This window comes from Escherichia sp. MOD1-EC6300, assembly GCF_002965045.1.
In the GTDB taxonomy this organism is placed as follows: domain Bacteria; phylum Pseudomonadota; class Gammaproteobacteria; order Enterobacterales; family Enterobacteriaceae; genus Escherichia; species Escherichia coli_F.
Map to the genome: position 1 here is coordinate 155,506 of NZ_PTRH01000011.1, position 19,370 is coordinate 174,875.

20 protein-coding genes and 2 tRNA genes are annotated in these 19,370 nt (G+C 51.4%); 11 read left to right on the plus strand and 11 right to left on the minus strand.

Annotated features, from left to right (window positions below; all coding sequences use genetic code 11):
• The first annotated feature begins 86 nt into the window (after window positions 1–86).
• Entirely contained in the window at window positions 87–440 is a 354-nt protein-coding gene (locus BGE37_RS17340) for a DUF4156 domain-containing protein (RefSeq protein WP_000558209.1), read from the plus strand.
• A gap of 49 nt (window positions 441–489) precedes the next feature.
• Here BGE37_RS17340 and BGE37_RS17345 read toward each other — a convergent pair whose 3' ends face one another.
• Together BGE37_RS17345 and epmB are read right to left on the minus strand one after the other, a co-directional pair.
• Entirely contained in the window at window positions 490–1,359 is an 870-nt protein-coding gene (locus tag BGE37_RS17345) for a YjeJ family protein (RefSeq protein WP_032185732.1), read from the minus strand.
• A 234-nt stretch (window positions 1,360–1,593) separates the two neighbouring features.
• Window positions 1,594–2,622, minus strand: coding sequence for an EF-P beta-lysylation protein EpmB (epmB, locus tag BGE37_RS17350; protein WP_000940518.1), 1,029 nt, complete (start codon window positions 2,620–2,622; stop codon window positions 1,594–1,596).
• 41 nt (window positions 2,623–2,663) lie between these two features.
• On the opposite strand from epmB, the gene efp reads away from it, so the two are divergent.
• From efp to sugE, 4 genes are all read left to right on the plus strand, one after another.
• Window positions 2,664–3,230 carry an elongation factor P gene (efp, locus tag BGE37_RS17355; RefSeq protein ID WP_000257278.1) on the plus strand — a complete coding sequence of 189 codons (567 nt, stop codon included), beginning with the start codon at window positions 2,664–2,666 and terminating at the stop codon, window positions 3,228–3,230.
• A gap of 51 nt (window positions 3,231–3,281) precedes the next feature.
• A complete protein-coding gene (ecnA, locus tag BGE37_RS17360; RefSeq protein ID WP_000977757.1) occupies window positions 3,282–3,407 on the plus strand; it encodes a lipoprotein antitoxin entericidin A in 126 nt (41 codons plus the stop codon).
• A 110-nt stretch (window positions 3,408–3,517) separates the two neighbouring features.
• The gene (ecnB, locus tag BGE37_RS17365) at window positions 3,518–3,664 is read left to right on the plus strand and encodes a lipoprotein toxin entericidin B (protein WP_000239596.1); all 147 of its coding nucleotides are present in this window, start codon (window positions 3,518–3,520) and stop codon (window positions 3,662–3,664) included.
• A 176-nt stretch (window positions 3,665–3,840) separates the two neighbouring features.
• On the plus strand, window positions 3,841–4,158 hold the full coding sequence (sugE, locus tag BGE37_RS17370) for a quaternary ammonium compound efflux SMR transporter SugE (RefSeq protein WP_000118482.1): 318 nt from the start codon (window positions 3,841–3,843) through the stop codon (window positions 4,156–4,158).
• On the opposite strand, the gene blc is transcribed toward sugE, so the two are convergent.
• The 6 genes from blc to frdA form a co-directional block, all read right to left on the minus strand.
• The gene (gene blc / locus BGE37_RS17375) at window positions 4,155–4,688 is read right to left on the minus strand and encodes a lipocalin Blc (RefSeq protein ID WP_001238369.1); all 534 of its coding nucleotides are present in this window, start codon (window positions 4,686–4,688) and stop codon (window positions 4,155–4,157) included. The genes sugE and blc overlap by 4 nt on opposite strands.
• A gap of 88 nt (window positions 4,689–4,776) precedes the next feature.
• Window positions 4,777–5,910 (minus strand): BlaEC family class C beta-lactamase, encoded by a 1,134-nt coding sequence (locus tag BGE37_RS17380; protein WP_105288262.1) that lies wholly within the window; start codon window positions 5,908–5,910, stop codon window positions 4,777–4,779.
• Between the two features lie 62 nt (window positions 5,911–5,972).
• The gene (frdD, locus tag BGE37_RS17385) at window positions 5,973–6,332 is read right to left on the minus strand and encodes a fumarate reductase subunit FrdD (RefSeq protein WP_000609663.1); all 360 of its coding nucleotides are present in this window, start codon (window positions 6,330–6,332) and stop codon (window positions 5,973–5,975) included.
• A gap of 10 nt (window positions 6,333–6,342) precedes the next feature.
• On the minus strand, window positions 6,343–6,738 hold the full coding sequence (frdC, locus tag BGE37_RS17390; RefSeq protein WP_000208757.1) for a fumarate reductase subunit FrdC: 396 nt from the start codon (window positions 6,736–6,738) through the stop codon (window positions 6,343–6,345).
• Window positions 6,739–6,748: 10 nt separating this feature from the next.
• Window positions 6,749–7,483 (minus strand): fumarate reductase iron-sulfur protein, encoded by a 735-nt coding sequence (frdB, locus tag BGE37_RS17395; protein ID WP_000829498.1) that lies wholly within the window; start codon window positions 7,481–7,483, stop codon window positions 6,749–6,751.
• On the minus strand, window positions 7,476–9,284 hold the full coding sequence (gene frdA / locus BGE37_RS17400; RefSeq protein WP_001192973.1) for a fumarate reductase (quinol) flavoprotein subunit: 1,809 nt from the start codon (window positions 9,282–9,284) through the stop codon (window positions 7,476–7,478). The genes frdB and frdA overlap by 8 nt, the downstream gene beginning before the upstream one ends.
• 324 nt (window positions 9,285–9,608) lie before the next feature.
• On the opposite strand from frdA, the gene epmA reads away from it, so the two are divergent.
• From epmA to BGE37_RS17415, 3 genes are all read left to right on the plus strand, one after another.
• Window positions 9,609–10,586 carry an elongation factor P--(R)-beta-lysine ligase gene (gene epmA / locus BGE37_RS17405; RefSeq protein ID WP_000004771.1) on the plus strand — a complete coding sequence of 326 codons (978 nt, stop codon included), beginning with the start codon at window positions 9,609–9,611 and terminating at the stop codon, window positions 10,584–10,586.
• Between the two features lie 218 nt (window positions 10,587–10,804).
• Window positions 10,805–12,307, plus strand: coding sequence for a glutamate/gamma-aminobutyrate family transporter YjeM (gene yjeM / locus BGE37_RS17410; protein WP_032185735.1), 1,503 nt, complete (start codon window positions 10,805–10,807; stop codon window positions 12,305–12,307).
• A gap of 97 nt (window positions 12,308–12,404) precedes the next feature.
• Complete coding sequence (locus BGE37_RS17415; RefSeq protein WP_032185736.1) at window positions 12,405–12,719, plus strand: YjeO family protein; 315 nt, start codon at window positions 12,405–12,407, stop codon at window positions 12,717–12,719.
• 30 nt (window positions 12,720–12,749) lie between these two features.
• On the opposite strand, the gene mscM is transcribed toward BGE37_RS17415, so the two are convergent.
• From mscM to rsgA, 3 genes are all read right to left on the minus strand, one after another.
• Window positions 12,750–16,073, minus strand: coding sequence for a miniconductance mechanosensitive channel MscM (gene mscM / locus BGE37_RS17420; RefSeq protein ID WP_105288263.1), 3,324 nt, complete (start codon window positions 16,071–16,073; stop codon window positions 12,750–12,752).
• 21 nt (window positions 16,074–16,094) lie between these two features.
• Window positions 16,095–17,063 (minus strand): archaetidylserine decarboxylase, encoded by a 969-nt coding sequence (asd, locus tag BGE37_RS17425; protein WP_032185738.1) that lies wholly within the window; start codon window positions 17,061–17,063, stop codon window positions 16,095–16,097.
• A 96-nt stretch (window positions 17,064–17,159) separates the two neighbouring features.
• Entirely contained in the window at window positions 17,160–18,212 is a 1,053-nt protein-coding gene (rsgA, locus tag BGE37_RS17430; protein WP_000041977.1) for a small ribosomal subunit biogenesis GTPase RsgA, read from the minus strand.
• A gap of 94 nt (window positions 18,213–18,306) precedes the next feature.
• Here rsgA and orn point away from each other — a divergent pair, with 94 nt between their 5' ends.
• From orn to BGE37_RS17445, 3 genes are all read left to right on the plus strand, one after another.
• Entirely contained in the window at window positions 18,307–18,852 is a 546-nt protein-coding gene (gene orn, locus BGE37_RS17435) for an oligoribonuclease (protein WP_001353514.1), read from the plus strand.
• A gap of 210 nt (window positions 18,853–19,062) precedes the next feature.
• Window positions 19,063–19,138 (plus strand) — tRNA-Gly (locus tag BGE37_RS17440).
• Between the two features lie 157 nt (window positions 19,139–19,295).
• Window positions 19,296–19,368 (plus strand) — tRNA-Gly (locus BGE37_RS17445).
• Window positions 19,369–19,370: the final 2 nt, after the last annotated feature.

A 19,370-nucleotide genomic window follows, 5' to 3' on the forward strand; every position in this document is an offset into this window, starting at 1 on the left:
GGTTTTTCTTTTGGTCATCTTTCTAGTATAAGATTCAGACACGGACGACGCGAGTGGCGTCCAGCTCATTGATTATGGGGAATAACATGCACGTAAAATACTTAGCAGGGATTGTCGGTGCCGCGCTACTGATGGCGGGTTGTAGCTCCAGCAACGAATTGAGTGCTGCCGGTCAGAGTGTACGCATTGTGGACGAGCAGCCAGGCGCAGAGTGCCAGCTGATTGGTACTGCGACAGGTAAGCAAAGTAACTGGCTTTCCGGGCAACACGGTGAAGAAGGCGGTTCTATGCGTGGTGCGGCAAACGATCTGCGCAACCAGGCAGCGGCAATGGGTGGTAACGTGATTTATGGTATCAGCAGCCCGTCGCAGGGAATGTTGTCCAGTTTTGTCCCGACGGATAGCCAGATTATCGGCCAGGTATATAAGTGCCCGAATTGATGTGATTCAGAGGCTGGATGACTCCAGCCTCGCATTAGCAAAGATGAGATTATTTCGCTTGTGGTGCACTTTTGCTGATGGACTGAACACGTAAGTGATGCAGCGCGCGTAAGCATTGATCCTGGGTTAGCGGTTGGGTGTTATTTGCCGCTACGGTGCGAACATAGACCTGACATGGCACACCCGCGAGTTTTTTCAGTCTGGGGCTGAAATCAAGCATTCGGCGAGTGATCGCCTCCACTTCTTTACCCGGCGTTGCTTCACGCGTTTTCACCACCGCGCCGCTAAATTGCTCTTTGCCATTTTCATCTTTAAAGCGATAAAGCACTGCCAGATAATGGTTGAACAAGTTATGTTTCCATTCCGGTTGGGAATAGGTGTCATATTCCAGATTGCCATTGTCCTGGCAGTCAACGTCGTATAACGGCAGGAAATCTAAGAGTGAGGTAATACGTAATGCCAGTTCGCGCATTTCCGCATTATTAATTGCATGAATGATTGCTCGCGCCAGCATTTCAATCTGCAACTCATTGACGACTAACTCACATTTGCTACCGTCATGTAACGTTAATACGAAGCTAAGATTTTCGCCCTGATTATCGGTAAGTTCCAGCATATTAACTCGGCGATTAATATCGGCATTTTTAAGCTCATCAACCAGAATTTCTGGGATATTTTCTGCCATTTTCTTAATAACTTTATCGCGAGTCTGCTCATACTGAAGACGTGCATCAGCATCCAGTTTATGCTTTTGATGCAGACGGCTTTCCAGCGCAATCAGCAGGTCTCGCAGTTCCATGACAGACATAAAGAACAACGATTCTTTATTGCGAGGCTCTTTAATTTTCAGCGCCAGTGCAATGAAATTATTACTCTTGCGAATAACACCGGTATTAACTCCCTTGATGCTTATGGCCATGTAGGTTCTCCCTAACCATTTCTCAATTAAATAATTAATTTTAATTTATAAGCCAGATAAATGGGCTTGGTAGTAATAGTTGTTAAAATAACATAAATAGCCGTGCTCACTCTATATAAACAGAAAAGAAAGGTTAATTATTGGTGTTGGTTATATAAAAAGTAATAACAGCAATGTATATGAATAATTAAAGGTTATGCAACGTGCAAAGATTAAACTTCCCTGTTTAATCAGTTACTGCTGGCGTAGCTGGAGATCCAGTGGCGTTTTACTGGGTTCGCCGCCAATCTCGCGCGCCAGTTTCGGCACCATATATCCAGATACCAGTGTCAGCAACTCACGCATAATCTGCCGTGCTTCGTCATCACTCACCATAAAATGCGCCGCGCCCTGTACTTTATCGAGCACATGCAGGTAATACGGCATCACGCCCGCATCGAACAACGCATTACTCAGGTTTGCCAGCGTTTGTGCGTTATCGTTCACACCACGTAACAGAACGCTCTGGTTCAGCAAAGTAACGCCTACCCGGCGCAACTTAGCCATCGCCTGGCGGAATGTTTCATCTACCTCATTGGCATGGTTGATGTGATTCACCAGCAAGATTTGCAGCGTAGAATGTGAAAAGCGTTCAACCAGCGCATCTGTGATGCGTGCCGGGATCACAATCGGCAGACGGCTGTGAATCCGCAGACGTTTGATATGCGGGATGGCTTCCAGTTGTGTAAGCAACCAGTCCAGCTCGTGATCTTTCGCCATCAGCGGATCGCCGCCGGAGAAAATCATCTCGTCCAGTTCCGGATGCGCAGCAACATACTCTAGTGCAGTCTGCCAGTTACGCTTGTTGCCCTGATTTTCGGCATACGGGAAATGGCGACGGAAGCAATAGCGGCAATTTACCGCGCAGCCGCCTTTGACCAGCAAAAGCGCCCGGTTGTGGTATTTATGCAACAAACCTGGCACTACGCTGTGCTGTTCTTCCAGCGGGTCGGTGGAGAATCCGGGCGCGACGACAAACTCATCTTGCGAGGTAAGTACCTGACGCAAAAGTGGATCGTCCGGATTGCCTTTCTCCATGCGATCGATAAATGAGCGGGGCACACGCAGGGCAAACAGCTTTTTGGCGCTGCGTCCGGCCAACAGTTTTTCGTCCGCGTCTATATTCAAAAGACGCAGAAGTTCATCAGGATCGGTCACAACATCGGCAAGTTGCGTTAACCAATCTTCTCTGGATGGGGTATTTAGGGTTACAATATGCGCCATTTTGTGGCTTAGCTACCAATTAACAAATTTCAGAGGGCCTTATGGCAACGTACTATAGCAACGATTTTCGTGCTGGTCTTAAAATCATGTTAGACGGCGAACCTTACGCGGTTGAAGCGAGTGAATTCGTAAAACCGGGTAAAGGCCAGGCATTTGCTCGCGTTAAACTGCGTCGTCTGCTGACCGGTACTCGCGTAGAAAAAACCTTCAAATCTACTGATTCCGCTGAAGGCGCTGATGTTGTCGATATGAACCTGACTTACCTGTACAACGACGGTGAGTTCTGGCACTTCATGAACAACGAAACTTTCGAGCAACTGTCTGCTGATGCAAAAGCAATTGGCGACAACGCTAAATGGTTGCTGGATCAGGCAGAGTGTATCGTAACTCTGTGGAATGGTCAGCCGATCTCCGTTACTCCGCCGAACTTTGTTGAACTGGAAATCGTTGATACCGATCCAGGCCTGAAAGGGGATACCGCAGGTACTGGCGGCAAACCGGCTACCCTGTCTACTGGCGCTGTGGTTAAAGTTCCGCTGTTCGTGCAGATCGGCGAAGTCATCAAAGTGGATACCCGCTCTGGTGAATACGTCTCTCGCGTGAAGTAATGCGGTTTTGGTGCGGCCTGTTGGCTGCACCATCACTTATTCTGGTCAGAGATGATGAAACGCCTTATCGTTCTTGTTTTGCTTGCCAGCACGCTGCTCACGGGCTGTAATACCGCTCGCGGTTTCGGCGAAGATATCAAACATCTCGGCAACTCCATCTCCCGCGCTGCCAGCTAATTTTTCTTCTCTTCCGAAAAATCATCAGATTTCCATCATTTTTGGCGATGTTGTCTATTATTAATTTGCTATAGGCAAACATAAATAACATTACCTAAAAGGAAGACGTTATGGTGAAGAAGACAATTGCAGCGATCTTTTCTGTTCTGGTGCTTTCAACAGTATTAACTGCCTGCAACACCACGCGTGGCGTTGGTGAAGACATTTCTGATGGCGGTAACGCGATTTCTGGCGCAGCAACGAAAGCGCAGCAATAAGCAATAACGGTACGACAGCTGTGTCGTGCCGTTTGTTTTTTTCTGCGATAGTTACAAAGGTAATAGTTGAAATTCCTCTGCCACCTGGCAAAATATCCGTTCAACCATCAGCTTTGCAGGACGACCTGCAAACGCCTCTTTTCACCGGGGACGGCCCCAATTCTCCGGAGCCTGATATGTCCTGGATTATCTTAGTTATTGCTGGTCTGCTGGAAGTGGTATGGGCCGTTGGTCTGAAATATACCCACGGTTTTAGTCGTTTGACGCCAAGTGTTATTACCGTGACGGCGATGATTGTCAGTATGGCGCTACTTGCCTGGGCGATGAAATCGTTACCAGTAGGGACAGCTTATGCCGTGTGGACGGGTATTGGCGCAGTCGGCGCGGCCATCACCGGTATTGTGCTGCTCGGTGAGTCCGCTAACCCGATGCGCCTGGCGAGCCTGGCGTTAATCGTATTGGGGATTATTGGTCTGAAACTCAGCACTCACTAACTACCGGGTTGCTGTACCCAAATAAACTTACTGACATCAAACCCTTCCCGGGTCGCGACTGCCAGCATTTCCTGTTTCACTTCGTCAGAAATGGTTGGCGTGCGGGAGAGTATCCACAGGTAGTCGCGGTCCGGGCCGCAAACCAGCGCATGGCGGTATTCCCGATCGAGCGCAATAACGTTATAACCGCCATAGAAAGGACCAAAGAATGACACTTTCAGCGCAGCGCGAGTTGGTGCGCCGGTAAAGTACGCTTTCCCTTCACTCTGCTGCCACATTTCTCTGTCAGGATTATAGCCTTTATTAATGACATTCAGGCCGCCATCATCCCGCAGACTGTATGTTGCGGTGACTTTTTCCAGTCCACGTTCAAAGCGGTGATCAAAACGGGCAATCTCATACCAGGTACCGAGATAACGTTTGGCGTCGAAATTATTCACTACTGTCACGCCACGCGGCGGCGTAGGAGAACTGCAGGCAACGACCAGGAATGCAGCTGTCGCTGCGGCAACGAGAGGGAGCAGGCGCATAAATGTTTCCTTACTGGTTTTTTTCTAAGTGTAGATGACAGCAAGGAAAAGCGGAGAAAAGGTCCGAAAATTCGGACCCGATGAAATTTTACTGTAGAGCGTTGAGAATCTGCCAGGCGGCGGTAACTCTCGCTGGATTGGGATAATTTTTGTTAGCCAGCATCACGATACCCAGCTCTTTTTCTGGAATAAACGCGACATAGCTACCAAATCCGCCGGTCGCCCCCGTTTTATGTACCCATGATGCGCGTACTGCAGGAGTTGGGGGCGTAATCGCTTTTACGGGGCGTGCTGCCAGTGCAATTTTATTGTCACTGCCGTTAATGATAATGTCAGGATTTACCGGCCAGTCCAGCATTTCCCAGCCCAGGCCCTGATACATATCGCCGGTTTGCCAGTAGCGAGATTGTGCCAGTTGTATCCCTTGTTGAAGTGTTTTCTCATTGATATCAAGGGGTTTTAAATTGCTTTGCACCCAGCGGGCCATATCTTCAATGGTCGACTTCACACCATAAGCTTCAGCATCTAACGCCCCTGGCGAAACATGCACTGCCTTACCTTCGCGATATCCCCAGGCGTAATGCTTTTCTTCTGCGGGCGGCACATTAATCCACGTATGGTTGAGTTTGAGTGGCTGGAAAACACGAGTTTGCATCGCCTGTTCAAAGCTCAAATCGGATGGTTTCACAGCCAGTGCACCGAACAAACCAATACTGGCGTTGGCATACAGACGTTGTGTTCCTGGAGCCCATGCAGGCTGCCAGTTTTGATAGAAGCGCAGCAAGTCGCTTGAGGATTTAACGTCATCCGGCACCTGTAATGGCAGGCCGCCAGCGGTGTAGGTCGCAAGATGTAATAGTGTGATCCCATTCCACTGTTTAGTGGTAAGTTCAGGCCAGTATTTTGTTGCGGGATCGCTTAGGTTGATTTCCCCTCGCGCAATAGCGTCGCCACCAAGCACGCCCGTAAATGTTTTGCTGACCGAGCCTAACTCAAACAGCGTTTGCTGCGTGACGGGCTGCTTTTTATCTACGTCCGCATAGCCCCAGGTAAAGTAATAAGGTTTGCCCTGATAAATCACCGCCACCGCCATACCGGGGATCTTTTGTTGCTCTATAAGCGGGGTAATTGTGCGATGCACAATCTCGTTGAGCTGTTGCGGGGCGGAAAGTGCGGAGCAAGAGGCGGTAATTAATAAGGCGCAGAGCGTCGTTTTGAACATAGCGTCTGGTTTCCATACAAAACGGCCCGCCATAGGCGGGCCGGATTTACATTGGCGATGCGTTAGATTGTAACGACACCAATCAGCGTGACAACTGTCAGGATAGCAGCCAGACCGTAGAAAACCCATTTGCCTGCAGGCACGTGGATTTTCAGATCGTGCATCGCGTGGTGCATACGGTGTAAACCACACCACAGTGGCAGAACGATCATCAGGAACAGGAATACGCGACCAATGAAGCTTTGCGCGAACGCCAGAACGCGCTCGTAGCTCAGCGCATCACCCGGAAACAGCCCCAGCGGCAGCAGAATACCCACCAGCAGGATCATCACCGGCGCAATAATTGCGCTCCACATACCACCGGCCCCGAAGAGGCCCCAGAATACCGGTTCGTCAGAACGCTTTGGATTTGGATTAATCATCTCAGGCTCCTTACCAGTACAGGGCAACAAACAGGATTACGATGGTGGCAACCACGGTTACCGCCCAGAGACTTTTGATAATTGGCTCTGGTCCCATTTTTTCGTCTTTTACAATGATATTGGCCGCTTTCGGTGCCAGCTCAAACCAGGTTTTGGTGTGCAGCAGAGCTGCTGCCAGAGTGATCAGGTTAATGATCACGATAACCGGGTTTTGTAAAAAGTCGACGAATCCCGCCCAGGCTTCCGGGCCATTTTTCAAGGCAAACAGCCCGAAAATCAGTTCAATGCTGAACCACACAGCCGGAACTGCCGTGCCTTCGCGCAGCATGTAAAAGCGATAAAACGGCAATTTTTTCCACCAGGTGGACGTCATTGGCCGTACATACGGTTTACGTTTAGTCGTCATGTTGCACTCCTTAGCGTGGTTTCAGGGTCGCGATAAGAAAGTCTTTCGAACTTTCTACTTTGCCCTGCTGAATGGCCGCAGCCGGATCGACGTGTTTAGGGCAGACTTCGGAGCAGTAGCCCACGAAAGTACAGCTCCATACGCCATTCTGGCTGTTCAACTGCGCCATACGCTCCTTCTTACCGTGGTCGCGGCTATCTTCGTTATAACGATGCGCCAGCGTAATGGCAGCCGGACCGATGAACTCGGGGTTCAGGCCAAACTGCGGGCACGCGGCGTAGCACAGACCACAGTTGATGCAACCGGAGAACTGGTGATACTTCGCCATCTGCGCCGGGGTCTGGATGTTAGTACCCTGATCCGCGGTGCGGGAGTTGCCGATGATGTACGGTTTGATCGCTTCCAGACTTTCGATAAAGTGAGTCATATCGACCACCAGATCGCGTTCAATCGGGAAGTTAGCTAACGCTTCAACCTTCATACCGTCGGTGTAGTCACGCAGGAAGGTTTTGCATGCCAGTTTTGGCACGTTGTTAACCATCATGCCGCAGGAACCACAAATCGCCATACGGCAGGACCAGCGGTAGCTCAGGTCCGGTGCCAGGTTGTCTTTGATGTAGCCCAGCGCATCCAGTAATGAGGTAGTTGCGTCATAAGGCACTTCATAGAATGCGCTATGCGGTGCGGTATCGACTTCCGGGTTATAGCGCACCACCTCAATTTTCAGGTTTTTCATCTCAGCCATTCGCCTTCTCCTTCTTATTGGCTGCTTCCGCCTTATCGGCTGCATCCGCTTCGCCACCGTAAACACGTTTAGCTGGCGGCAGCGTAGTAATCTTCACGTCGCTGTACTCCAGGCGAGTAGTGCCATCAGCATCGCGGAAGGCGAGGGTGTGTTTGAGGAAGTTGACATCGTCACGCTCGGTGCAACCTTCGTCCAGACGCTGGTGCGCGCCGCGGGACTCTTTACGTGCCATTGCGGAGTGCGCCATACATTCAGCAACGTTCAGACCGTGACCCAGTTCAATGGTGTAGAGCAGGTCGGTGTTGAACACGCTGGAGGTGTCGGTGATGCGCACGCGCTTGAAGCGTTCCTGCAGCTCAGCCAGCTTGTCGATGGTTTTCTGCATCAGTTCCGGCGTACGGTAGATACCGCAACCTTCTTCCATAGCCAGGCCCATTTCGTCGCGGATCTTCGCCCAGTTTTCGCCGCCATCCTGGTTAACCAGATCTTTCAGACGTTGTTCAACGCCAGCTGCCTGCGCTTCAATTGCCGCTTCGTTGCCATTACCGGCAGTTGCTGCACGTTCTGTCGCTTGTTCACCGGCCAGACGACCGAAGACCACCAGTTCCGCCAGGGAGTTGGAGCCCAGACGGTTTGCGCCGTGCAGACCAACAGAGGAACATTCACCCACGGCGAACAGACCTTTAATGCGGGTTTCACAGTTCTGATCGGTTTCGATACCGCCCATGGTGTAGTGTGCGGTCGGACGTACTGGAATCGGTTCTTTAACCGGATCGACGCCAACGTACGCTTTCGCCAGTTCGCAGATGAACGGCAGACGTTCATGCAGTTTTTTCTCGCCGAGGTGACGCAGGTCGAGATAAACCACATCGCCACGCGGTGTGGAGATGGTGTTGCCTTTACGCCATTCGTGCCAGAAGGCCTGAGAAACTTTGTCGCGTGGACCCAGTTCCATATATTTGTTTTTCGGCTCGCCCAGCGGAGTTTCCGGGCCCATGCCGTAATCTTGCAGATAACGGTAGCCATTTTTGTTGACCAGAATACCGCCTTCACCGCGGCAGCCTTCGGTCATCAAGATACCGGAACCTGGCAGACCGGTTGGGTGATACTGAACGAATTCCATGTCACGCAGCGGAACGCCGTGGCTTAGCGCCATACCCATACCGTCACCGGTAACGATACCGCCGTTGGTGTTGTAACGATAAACGCGACCCGCACCGCCGGTAGCCATAACGACCGCGTTAGCGCGGATCTGCACCAGCGTGCCTTCCATCATGTTCATTGCTACCAGGCCGCGAACATGACCATCATCAACCAGAATATCCAGTACGAAGTGCTCGTCAAAACGCTGGATCTGCGGGAATTGCAGAGAGGTCTGGAACAGCGTGTGCAGCATATGGAAGCCGGTCTTATCGGCGGCGAACCAGGTACGCTCGATTTTCATGCCGCCGAAGCGACGTACGTTGACGCTACCATCCGGGCGACGGCTCCATGGGCATCCCCACAGTTCCAGTTGGGTCATTTCGGTTGGGCAGTGGTGGACGAAATAATCCACGACATCCTGCTCACACAACCAGTCGCCACCCGCTACTGTATCGTGAAAGTGATATTCGAAGCTGTCATGATCCTGCGCGACAGCGGCGGAGCCCCCTTCTGCAGCAACGGTATGGCTACGCATAGGGTATACTTTTGAGATTAGTGCGATTTTTGCATTTGGATTTGCCTGCGCGGCAGCAATTGCAGCACGTAATCCCGCGCCACCGGCGCCTACAATGGCAAGATCGGCTTGAAAGGTTTGCACGACATTCCTCCAGATTGTTTTTATCCCACAGCCCCGTACTTCAGGGTAAGTGCCTGAAAGTTACGGTCTGCGAACGCTATTCCACTGCTCCTTTATAGGTACAACAGTATAGTCTGATGGATAAGTCTGAAATTTGACGAGATCGATTTTTTTAGTGCGCAAGAGGGCTAAATTATCACTGAAGATGATTAATTTAATTACTAAACCATCAGATCGTGCTTTTTTTAGTCACCGCCCACCGTTGATTGATACCTGCGTAAAATTTGTCTCGCCGCCGCGTTGCGAGTAGACTTCGTGCCCTTGTCAAAAAATGGAGATTTAACTATGAGCGAAACGGCATCCTGGCAGCCGAGCGCATCCATTCCTAACTTATTAAAACGCGCGGCGATTATGGCGGAGATCCGTCGTTTCTTTGCCGATCGTGGAGTGCTGGAGGTGGAGACGCCTTGTATGAGCCAGGCGACGGTAACCGATATTCATTTGGTCCCGTTTGAGACGCGTTTCGTTGGCCCCGGGCATTCGCAGGGGATGAATCTCTGGTTAATGACCAGCCCGGAATACCATATGAAACGCCTGCTGGTTGCCGGTTGTGGGCCGGTTTTCCAGCTGTGTCGCAGCTTCCGTAATGAAGAGATGGGGCGTTATCACAACCCTGAATTCACTATGCTGGAGTGGTATCGACCGCACTATGATATGTACCGGTTGATGAACGAGGTGGACGATCTCTTGCAACAGGTGCTGGACTGCCCGGCAGCAGAAAGTCTTTCTTATCAACAAGCTTTCTTGCGTTATCTGGAAATTGACCCGCTCTCTGCCGACAAAACGCAACTGCGGGAAGTGGCAGCGAAACTGGATTTGAGCAACGTTGCCGATACCGAAGAAGACCGCGACACGCTGCTACAACTGCTGTTTACCTTTGGCGTAGAGCCAAATATTGGCAAAGAAAAACCGACCTTTGTGTACCACTTTCCGGCCAGCCAGGCATCACTGGCGCAAATCAGTACCGAAGATCATCGGGTCGCTGAACGCTTTGAGGTTTATTATAAAGGTATTGAGCTGGCGAATGGTTTCCATGAATTGACGGATGCCCGTGAGCAGCAACAACGTTTTGAACAAGATAACCGTAAGCGCGCGGCGCGCGGTTTGCCGCAGCACCCCATTGACCAGAATCTTATTGAAGCCTTGAAAGTCGGTATGCCTGACTGTTCCGGCGTGGCATTAGGCGTTGATCGTCTGGTGATGTTGGCGCTGGGCGCGGAGACACTGGCTGAAGTCATCGCCTTTAGCGTTGACCGGGCATAATTCTGAAAAATTACTGAATTAACAGCGAAGAATGGCGTGATGAGCGCCATTCTGTAGCATATGTTTTCATTTTTCCGCTAAAGGCCACAATTTAAGACTGGATATTTGATATCATCCAGGTATCAATTCTGTATTGGTTTTTACGCTGCCCGCTCAATGTTGGGCGGTGCAGTTCAGTGGGCGCGTTTTATACACGCGCTGAAATGAAGGATGGTTTCATGCCTCACACGATAAAAAAGATGAGTCTGATAGGACTCATATTGATGATCTTTACTTCCGTATTTGGATTTGCCAATAGCCCATCGGCTTATTACTTAATGGGTTATAGTGCGATTCCCTTTTATATATTTTCTGCATTGTTATTCTTTATTCCATTCGCCTTAATGATGGCTGAAATGGGCGCTGCGTATCGCAAAGAAGAAGGCGGTATCTATTCCTGGATGAATAATAGTGTCGGACCCCGTTTTGCCTTCATTGGTACGTTTATGTGGTTTTCCTCTTATATCATCTGGATGGTGAGCACCTCCGCGAAAGTTTGGGTACCGTTCTCAACATTTCTCTACGGTAGCGACATGACCCAGCACTGGCATATTGCCGGACTGGAACCTACGCAGGTGGTTGGTCTGCTGGCAGTGGCATGGATGATTCTGGTCACCGTCGTTGCTTCAAAAGGGATTAATAAAATTGCCCGCATTACTGCGGTGGGCGGTATTGCAGTAATGTGCCTGAATTTAGTATTACTGTTAGTAAGCATTACTATTTTGTTATTAAATGGTGGGCATTTCGCGCAGGATATTAATTTCCTGACATCACCGAATCCAGGTTATCAGTCCGGTCTGGCAATGCTATCGTTTGTGGTATTTGCCATTTTTGCCTATGGCGGAATTGAAGCGGTTGGTGGTCTGGTCGATAAAACGGAAAATCCAGAAAAGAACTTTGCCAAAGGTATTGTTTTTGCCGCTATTGTTATTTCAATCGGTTATTCGCTGGCAATATTTTTATGGGGCGTCAGCACAAACTGGCAGCAGGTATTAAGTAATGGTTCCGTTAACCTTGGCAATATTACCTATGTGCTGATGAAGAGCCTCGGGATGACGCTGGGTAACGCACTGCATTTGTCACCTGAAGCGTCATTGTCGCTGGGCGTATGGTTTGCGCGTATTACCGGACTTTCGATGTTCCTCGCTTATACCGGTGCGTTCTTTACGCTTTGCTATTCACCGCTGAAAGCCATCATCCAGGGGACGCCGAAAGCGTTGTGGCCGGAACCGATGACGCGGCTGAATGCGATGGGCATGCCGTCTATCGCCATGTGGATGCAGTGCGGGTTGGTTACTGTCTTCATCCTGCTGGTTTCGTTTGGTGGTGGCACCGCATCGGCATTCTTTAACAAGCTAACGCTGATGGCGAACGTGTCTATGACGCTTCCTTACCTGTTCCTTGCACTGGCTTTCCCGTTCTTTAAAGCACGTCAGGATCTCGACAGACCGTTTGTGATTTTCAAAACGCGTATGTCGGCAATGATTGCGACGGTGGTTGTCGTACTGGTGGTGACATTTGCGAACGTCTTCACCATCATTCAACCTGTGGTTGAAGCCGGAGACTGGGACAGCACATTGTGGATGATTGGCGGCCCTGTCTTCTTCTCGCTGTTAGCGATGGCGATTTACCAGAACTATTGCAGTAGAGTGGCAAAAAATCCGCAGTGGGCGGTGGAATAACCCGATGCCCTATCGTCTGCCTGACGATAGGGCGCAATGACAGGGAATTAGCGGGGTTTCGTATGCGCTATAGCGAAATTAAGCGACCGATTATCTCATGAGTGCGCGCATGTTTGTCTTGTGCTGCATCTGGTTCATTGTGGCGTTCCTCTGGATAACCATTACCTCCGCGCTGGACAAAGAGTGGATGATTGATGGACGCGGGATTAACAACGTCTGTGATGTTTTGATGTATCTCGAAGATGACGATACTCGCGATGTCGGTGTGATAATAACGTTACCGCTCTTTTTCCCTTTTCTCTGGTTCGCTTTGTGGCGAAAAAAACGCGGCTGGTTTATGTACGCCACCGCGCTGGCTATTTTCGGCTACTGGTTGTGGCAGTTTTTTCTGCGCTATCAGTTTTGCTTGTGAGCCGGATGGGTTCATCCGGCCACAAAGACCTTACAAACTTCCCGCCTGACGACCTTTGCCCGCAGAAGTTAATGTTCTCCCCGTTTGTTTACCGTTGAGGCTTTCCAGACGCATCTGGAAGGGCGGGAATGGCATATCGATACCGTGGGCGTGGAAGCCCGCCAGAATCAGTTGATGGATTTCATGGCGAAGTGGCATGCGGTGACCCATCTCAGCGGCGTAAATACGCAGCTCGAAAATCTGAATCCCCTGTTGTAGATCCACCAGGAAGACTTCCGGTGCCGGGTTGTCGATCACCAGCGAGCAGCGACGCGCTGCGGTTAGCAGGATTTCCGTCACTTCTTCACTGTTGGCATCGGCAGGGGCCGGAATCGTCAACACCACGCGCGTGACCGAGTCAGAGAGCGACCAGTTGATAAACTGCTCGGTAATAAATGCCTTGTTCGGCACGATAATTTCTTTGCGGTCCCAGTCGCTGATGGTGGTGGCGCGGGTGTTAATTTTCGTCACACTACCGGTGAGATCGCGGATCGTCACCGTATCGCCAATGCGAATCGGTTTTTCGAACAGGATTATCAGGCCAGAGATAAAGTTGGCGAAAATTTCCTGCAAACCAAAACCGAGACCAACACCGAGCGCGGCGACCAGCCACTGCAATTTCGACCATTCAATACCAATCATTGAGAAGCCGACCAGCCCGCCAATCAGCATCAGCAGATATTTGGTGATGGTGGTGATGGCGTAACCCGTACCCGGCGTTAAATCGAGGTGCTGCAAAATCGCCAGTTCCAGCAGCGCGGGCAGGTTGCGCACCAGCTGCGTGGTGATGATAAACACCAGAATGGCAATCAGCACCGCACCGAGGGTAATCGGCTCCAAACTTTCTACGCCCTGTACCGTGGAAGTGACATCCCACAGCGAAATATTTTCAAGGAAGCCGAAAGCGGAATGGATTTCTGACCACAGCACAATGACCGAAAGCAAGGCGATCAACATCAAAATTGAGCGCACCAGCCGCAAGGATTGTGCACTGATGGCATCGAGATCGACTTCGCTTTCATCGACTTCAATTGCCCCTTCCGGGCTACTGTGATGATGCGCTTCCTCTTCGCCACGCGCACGCTGCGCTAACATCTCTGCCCGGCGATGCTTCGCCCGGTCAAACGCCAGCCTGCGGCGTTGGATCAGCATCCAGCGACGGATAACGTGATAAACCACTAATAGTAGGAACCAGATGGCAACTGAGGTTTCAAGCCTTGCTAACAGTGCCTGCGCCGTTGCCAGATAACCCACCGCCGACGCCAGAATGGCTACCAACGGCGCGCCAATCATCATGTTCCACAGCATATGGTTGGTAATGTTGTCGCCGCTGCCTTCTTTGTTGAGATACAACGGAATCCCGGCCTTTTTCAGGCTGAGGGTGACTACCGCCAGTGCACCGCAAATGAGGATAAAACAAAGCCGTCCCAGCGAACCGGAGAATTCACGGTCGTCGAGGTTATCGAACATCATCAGCGCCATAATCAGCGGCACAATAAGCCCGATGCTCATCAGGTAGTAACGCATCCCACGGGAAACCCGTTCGCGTGGCCAGCCGAAATGAGCGATAAACAAGCCGTTCGGACGGGCAAAGGTGGCGCAAATCATCACTACCCACAGCAGCGGTACGGTGGCCGTTACGCCATCACCAATTGCGACCGCCAGCGGATAAGGCCACGCCTCGCGCAAGCCGTAACCCAGCGTCATCCACAGCACCGGGAGCGGTGACGCGACGAGAATCGACCAGAAAAGAGTGCGCAACGTCAGCCAGAAGTGATCCTGAGTTACTTTGCCGACTTTCGCCGCCGAACGTTCAAGAAAACGGGTGAAATAGCGGCGCGAGTAAATACTGCAACCGACCAGAATCAACGCGCCAAACAGCGGCAAAATCGTCTCTTTGCTGGTCAGCATCATTACGCTGGCTTTGCCCAACTGACTGAAGGTGTCCAGCGAAATGAGACGACGCAGATCCTGGGCGATCTCCAGCGGCCAGGCGATGGTCATCGGGCGCACGTCAGAAGTCCAGAACAGGTATCGGTGCGTCGCTTCATTCACTTCTTTCAGCGCATCTTCCAGTTGCCCGTTGGAGACTTTCAGCTTGGTCAGCTCCAGCAGTAACGTGTCGCCGCCCTGTAACAATGAGTTAAGTAACTCACGCTGAGTGCGCAGCTGTGCTTCAAGAATACGGTTTTGCTCGGCGGTCAGCGGCTGACCGTCGGCCTGATGGATTTGTCGTAGCAGCGGCTGTTTATTAAGCAGATCCTCATAACGTAACCGTTGCACACGCAACTGCGCCATTTCGGTATCAAGCTGTTGTGGTTTTGGCATTTCCGGCAGCCGTGCCACCTGCGCCCGCAACGCTTCGCCGAGCAGGTTGGACGATCCCAGCCATTGTGATTGTTCACGCAGCGTATTCAACGCCTGCCGGACCTGTAACGTCTGGCTGGCAGCCTGACGCTGTTGCGAGGCAACGAGATCCATCCGCTGCGCCTGTTGATTCAACGCCGCCGACAGCTCGCGGTTAATTTTGAATTGCGCGACGATATCTTTCGGCAAGTCGGCGCTGTTTTCTGCCAGAAGTTCGGTGCTTTCCAGCGCCCGCTCCGCCTCAAGCTGGCGTTGGCTGTTCAACTGATTACGCAAGGCCTGCAAATATGCATCCAGCTGTTGGCTCTCTTTTTCTGCCAGCTCTGAGCGCAAGCGCGCTAATTCTTGCCTGTTATTGGCAGACAGCTGTGCCAGTTCCAGTTCATCAACGAGCGCCTTCAGTCGCGCAGAGTCAGACTGCAATGCAAAATTTTGCGCCTGATTAAGCGGGGTATTGCTGGTAAGCGTTCCAAGGCGGCGCTCGATTTCATTCAACTGGCGGCGGGCATCGGTTTGCTGTTGCGGCAGTTGATTCAGCGAATCGGCAATCTCGCGGGCGCGCTCCTGCTCTTGCTGGGCCTGACGGCTCTTATCCAGCAACTGGCTGCTGACCTGGAGAATTTCCTGATTCAGCGCGTCGGTAGACATTCCCGGCGATACGCTGCGCGGCTCGTCACGCATGTTGTTTAATTGCGCGCGCAGAGTAGCGGAAAGTTTCGGGTAATTATCAATGACTTCTTGATATTGCTTGATGCGCTCAAGGGAACCTTTTCGTTCCTCAAGCGCATTTAAGGCGGACTGGAGTGCCTCTACGACTTCCGGCTGCGCGGGTTTCGCCGCTTTTGCCTGCTCCAGTTCCTGGGTGATTTGTTTACTATCGGGGGCCGTCGCGGCGTACGCCCCCCAACTGAGGCACCAGGCCATCAGAAAAGTGATAATCAGGCGCACGTCAGCGTTTCCTTTGATGGATTAGACCTGGTCTTTTTTGTCGTCAACCAATGGGCTGGCGTCGTGTTCTGCCTCGATCTCTTCGGCAGGAAGCGGGGCAGGTTCTGCGTCTGGCGCAACAAAGGTTTCGGTAGATACTGCCAGTGGCTGACCAATTTTCGTGACAGACAGGCTTTCCAGTTGCTCAACCAGATTAACTTTACCCGGTGCAAACAGGTTGATAACGGTAGAGCCGAGTTTAAAGCGACCCATTTCCTGGCCTTTCAGCAGCGCCACAGAACCGTCGTTTTCTCCGGCAGGCCAGGTCCAGCGCTTGATGATGCCTTCGCGCGGCGGCGTAATGGTGCCCGCCCAGACAGTTTCAATGCTGCCAACAATCGTCGCCCCGACCAGAATCTGCGCCATCGGGCCAAATTCGGTATCGAACAGGCAGATCACGCGTTCGTTACGGGCAAACAGATTCGGCACGTTCTGAGCGGTGAGATGGTTAACGGAGAAGAGATCGCCCGGCACATAGATCATCTCACGCAGAATACCGTTGCACGGCATGTGTACGCGGTGGTAGTCACGCGGGGAGAGGTAAGTGGTCACAAACGTACCGTTACGGAAAAGATCCGCCATCAGATAGTTACCTGCCAGCAGAGCTTCGAGGCTGTAGTTGTGGCCTTTAGCTTGCAGGATTTTATCTTCTTCGATTTTACCTAACTGGCTGATAACGCCATCGGCAGGCATGACCAGTACATTAGGATCGGTATCGATTGGGCGTACTTCGTCACGCAGCGGACGGACAAAGAATTCGTTAAAGGTGCGGTAGCTGGCGGTGTCCGGCTTTTGCGCCTCTTTCATGTCGACCTTGTAGTATTTAACGAACAGATCGATAACCAGTTTTGTCAGCCATCCTGCCCGCTTGCTTGCGCCCCAACCCGCCAGGCGAGTAAGCCATAATTTCGGCAGAATGTACTGTAGCGAAAGTTTAAATGAATTTAACAAGGTAGCCTCCAGGCCATTGTTTTGTCGTTCCTGATCCGGCCTACATGCCGGATCCTGAAAAAAAGGGGACGATTCTAACGACGGTTAGCTTAATTGTCAGTCATCCGTATCAGAAAAGTTTTTACGCGTTTTTACCTGCGCCATGCTTTCCAGAATACGGTGATAGTTTTCGAAACGGGTTTCCGCGATTTTCCCTTCCTCAACTGCTTCCCGGATAGCGCAGCCCGGATCGGTATCGTGTTTGCAATCGCGATATTTACACAGACCTAAGTAGTCATGGAATTCGACAAAACCCCGAGTAATTTGTTCCGGTTCCAGATGCCAGAGACCAAACTCACGCACACCTGGGGAATCAATCACATCACCGCCGTGCGGGAAGTGATACAGCCGCGCGGCGGTCGTGGTGTGCTGACCAAGCCCCGAGTTATCCGAGACGTCGTTGGTCAGGATCTCTTTTTGCAGCCCCAGCAACGCGTTCAGCAGGCTGGATTTGCCGACGCCAGACTGCCCGGCAAAAATACTGATGCGCCCGGTCAACGCCTCTTCCAGCGGTTTCAGTCCATCCTGAGTATGACTGGAAACCATCAATACGCGATAACCGATATTGCGGTAGATATCCATCTGCTCGTTGACGAATTCCATGCCTTCGTCGTCCAACAGGTCTATCTTGTTGAGCACAATAATCGGCTCAATCTGCAAGGTTTCGCAGGCCACCAGGTAACGGTCGATAATATTGAGCGACAGCTCCGGCAAAATCGCGGAGACAATGACAATCTGGTCAATGTTGGCAGCAATGGGTTTCACACCGTCGTAGAAATCCGGGCGCGTCAACACTGAGGTGCGCTCATGCACCGCTTCCACGATCCCTTTGACATTTACGCCTTCCGCCGCCGGTTTTCCCGGACGCCAGACTACGCGATCGCCGGTCACCAGCGAACGGATGGTACGGCGAATATTGCAGCGGTGAACGTCGCCATCGGCGGATTCCACATCAGCGTGCATACCAAAGCGGCTGATGACGATACCTTCATCAGGCTCGCCAAACAGATTGTCGTCGTAGTCGGGCTTCTCCTTAGACGTTTTAAGACGACGCTGGTGATTGGCGTTCACGCGGCGCTGCTGGCCTTTGGAGAGTTTATTTTTACTCAATCGTACTGACTCCTGGTCGCCCCTGATGGGCAAAACATCTATGATACACGCAATTGTGGATCAATATAGTCACTGTGAATGGGTGGAAAATAGCATGAGTGCCAATGAAAACAACCTGATTTGGATCGATCTTGAGATGACCGGTCTGGATCCCGAGCGCGATCGCATTATTGAGATTGCCACGCTGGTGACCGACGCCAACCTGAATATTCTGGCAGAAGGGCCGACCATTGCAGTACACCAGTCCGATGAACAACTGGCGCTGATGGATGACTGGAATGTCCGTACTCATACCGCCAGCGGGCTGGTGGATCGCGTGAAAGCGAGCACGATGGGCGATCGGGAAGCGGAACTGGCGACGCTCGAATTTTTAAAACAGTGGGTGCCTGCGGGTAAATCGCCGATCTGTGGTAACAGCATCGGCCAGGACCGTCGCTTCCTGTTTAAATATATGCCGGAACTGGAAGCCTACTTCCACTACCGTTATCTGGATGTCAGCACACTGAAAGAGCTGGCGCGCCGCTGGAAGCCGGAAATTCTTGATGGTTTTACCAAGCAGGGGACGCATCAGGCGATGGATGATATCCGTGAGTCGGTGGCAGAACTGGCTTACTACCGCGAGCATTTTATCAAGCTGTAAAATTTTTCCTGGTCACGTAAGCGCCGGAATCCACTTGCGGCGGCGTGATTTTGACGCTAAATTGAACGTCTTGCTGATAATTTCAGCACTTGAGATAAAAACTCAAAAAAAAATTTTTAGGGGGGTTGCAGAGGAAAAGATTTCTCGTATAATGCGCCTCCCGTAACGACGCAGAAATGCGAAAATTACGAAAGCAAAATTAAGCAGTACGCGGGAATAGCTCAGTTGGTAGAGCACGACCTTGCCAAGGTCGGGGTCGCGAGTTCGAGTCTCGTTTCCCGCTCCAAAATTTGAAAAGTGCTGCAAAGCACAGACCACCCAATCGCAGTATTTCGAATTGCGACAAGGCGGCAACTGAACGAATTCTTGGGAGCTTACAAAAGTAAGTGACTAAGGTGAGTGAAGGCAGCCAAGGCAGTAGCGGTTCGAAAGACGAAGATTAAGCGGGAATAGCTCAGTTGGTAGAGCACGACCTTGCCAAGGTCGGGGTCGCGAGTTCGAGTCTCGTTTCCCGCTCC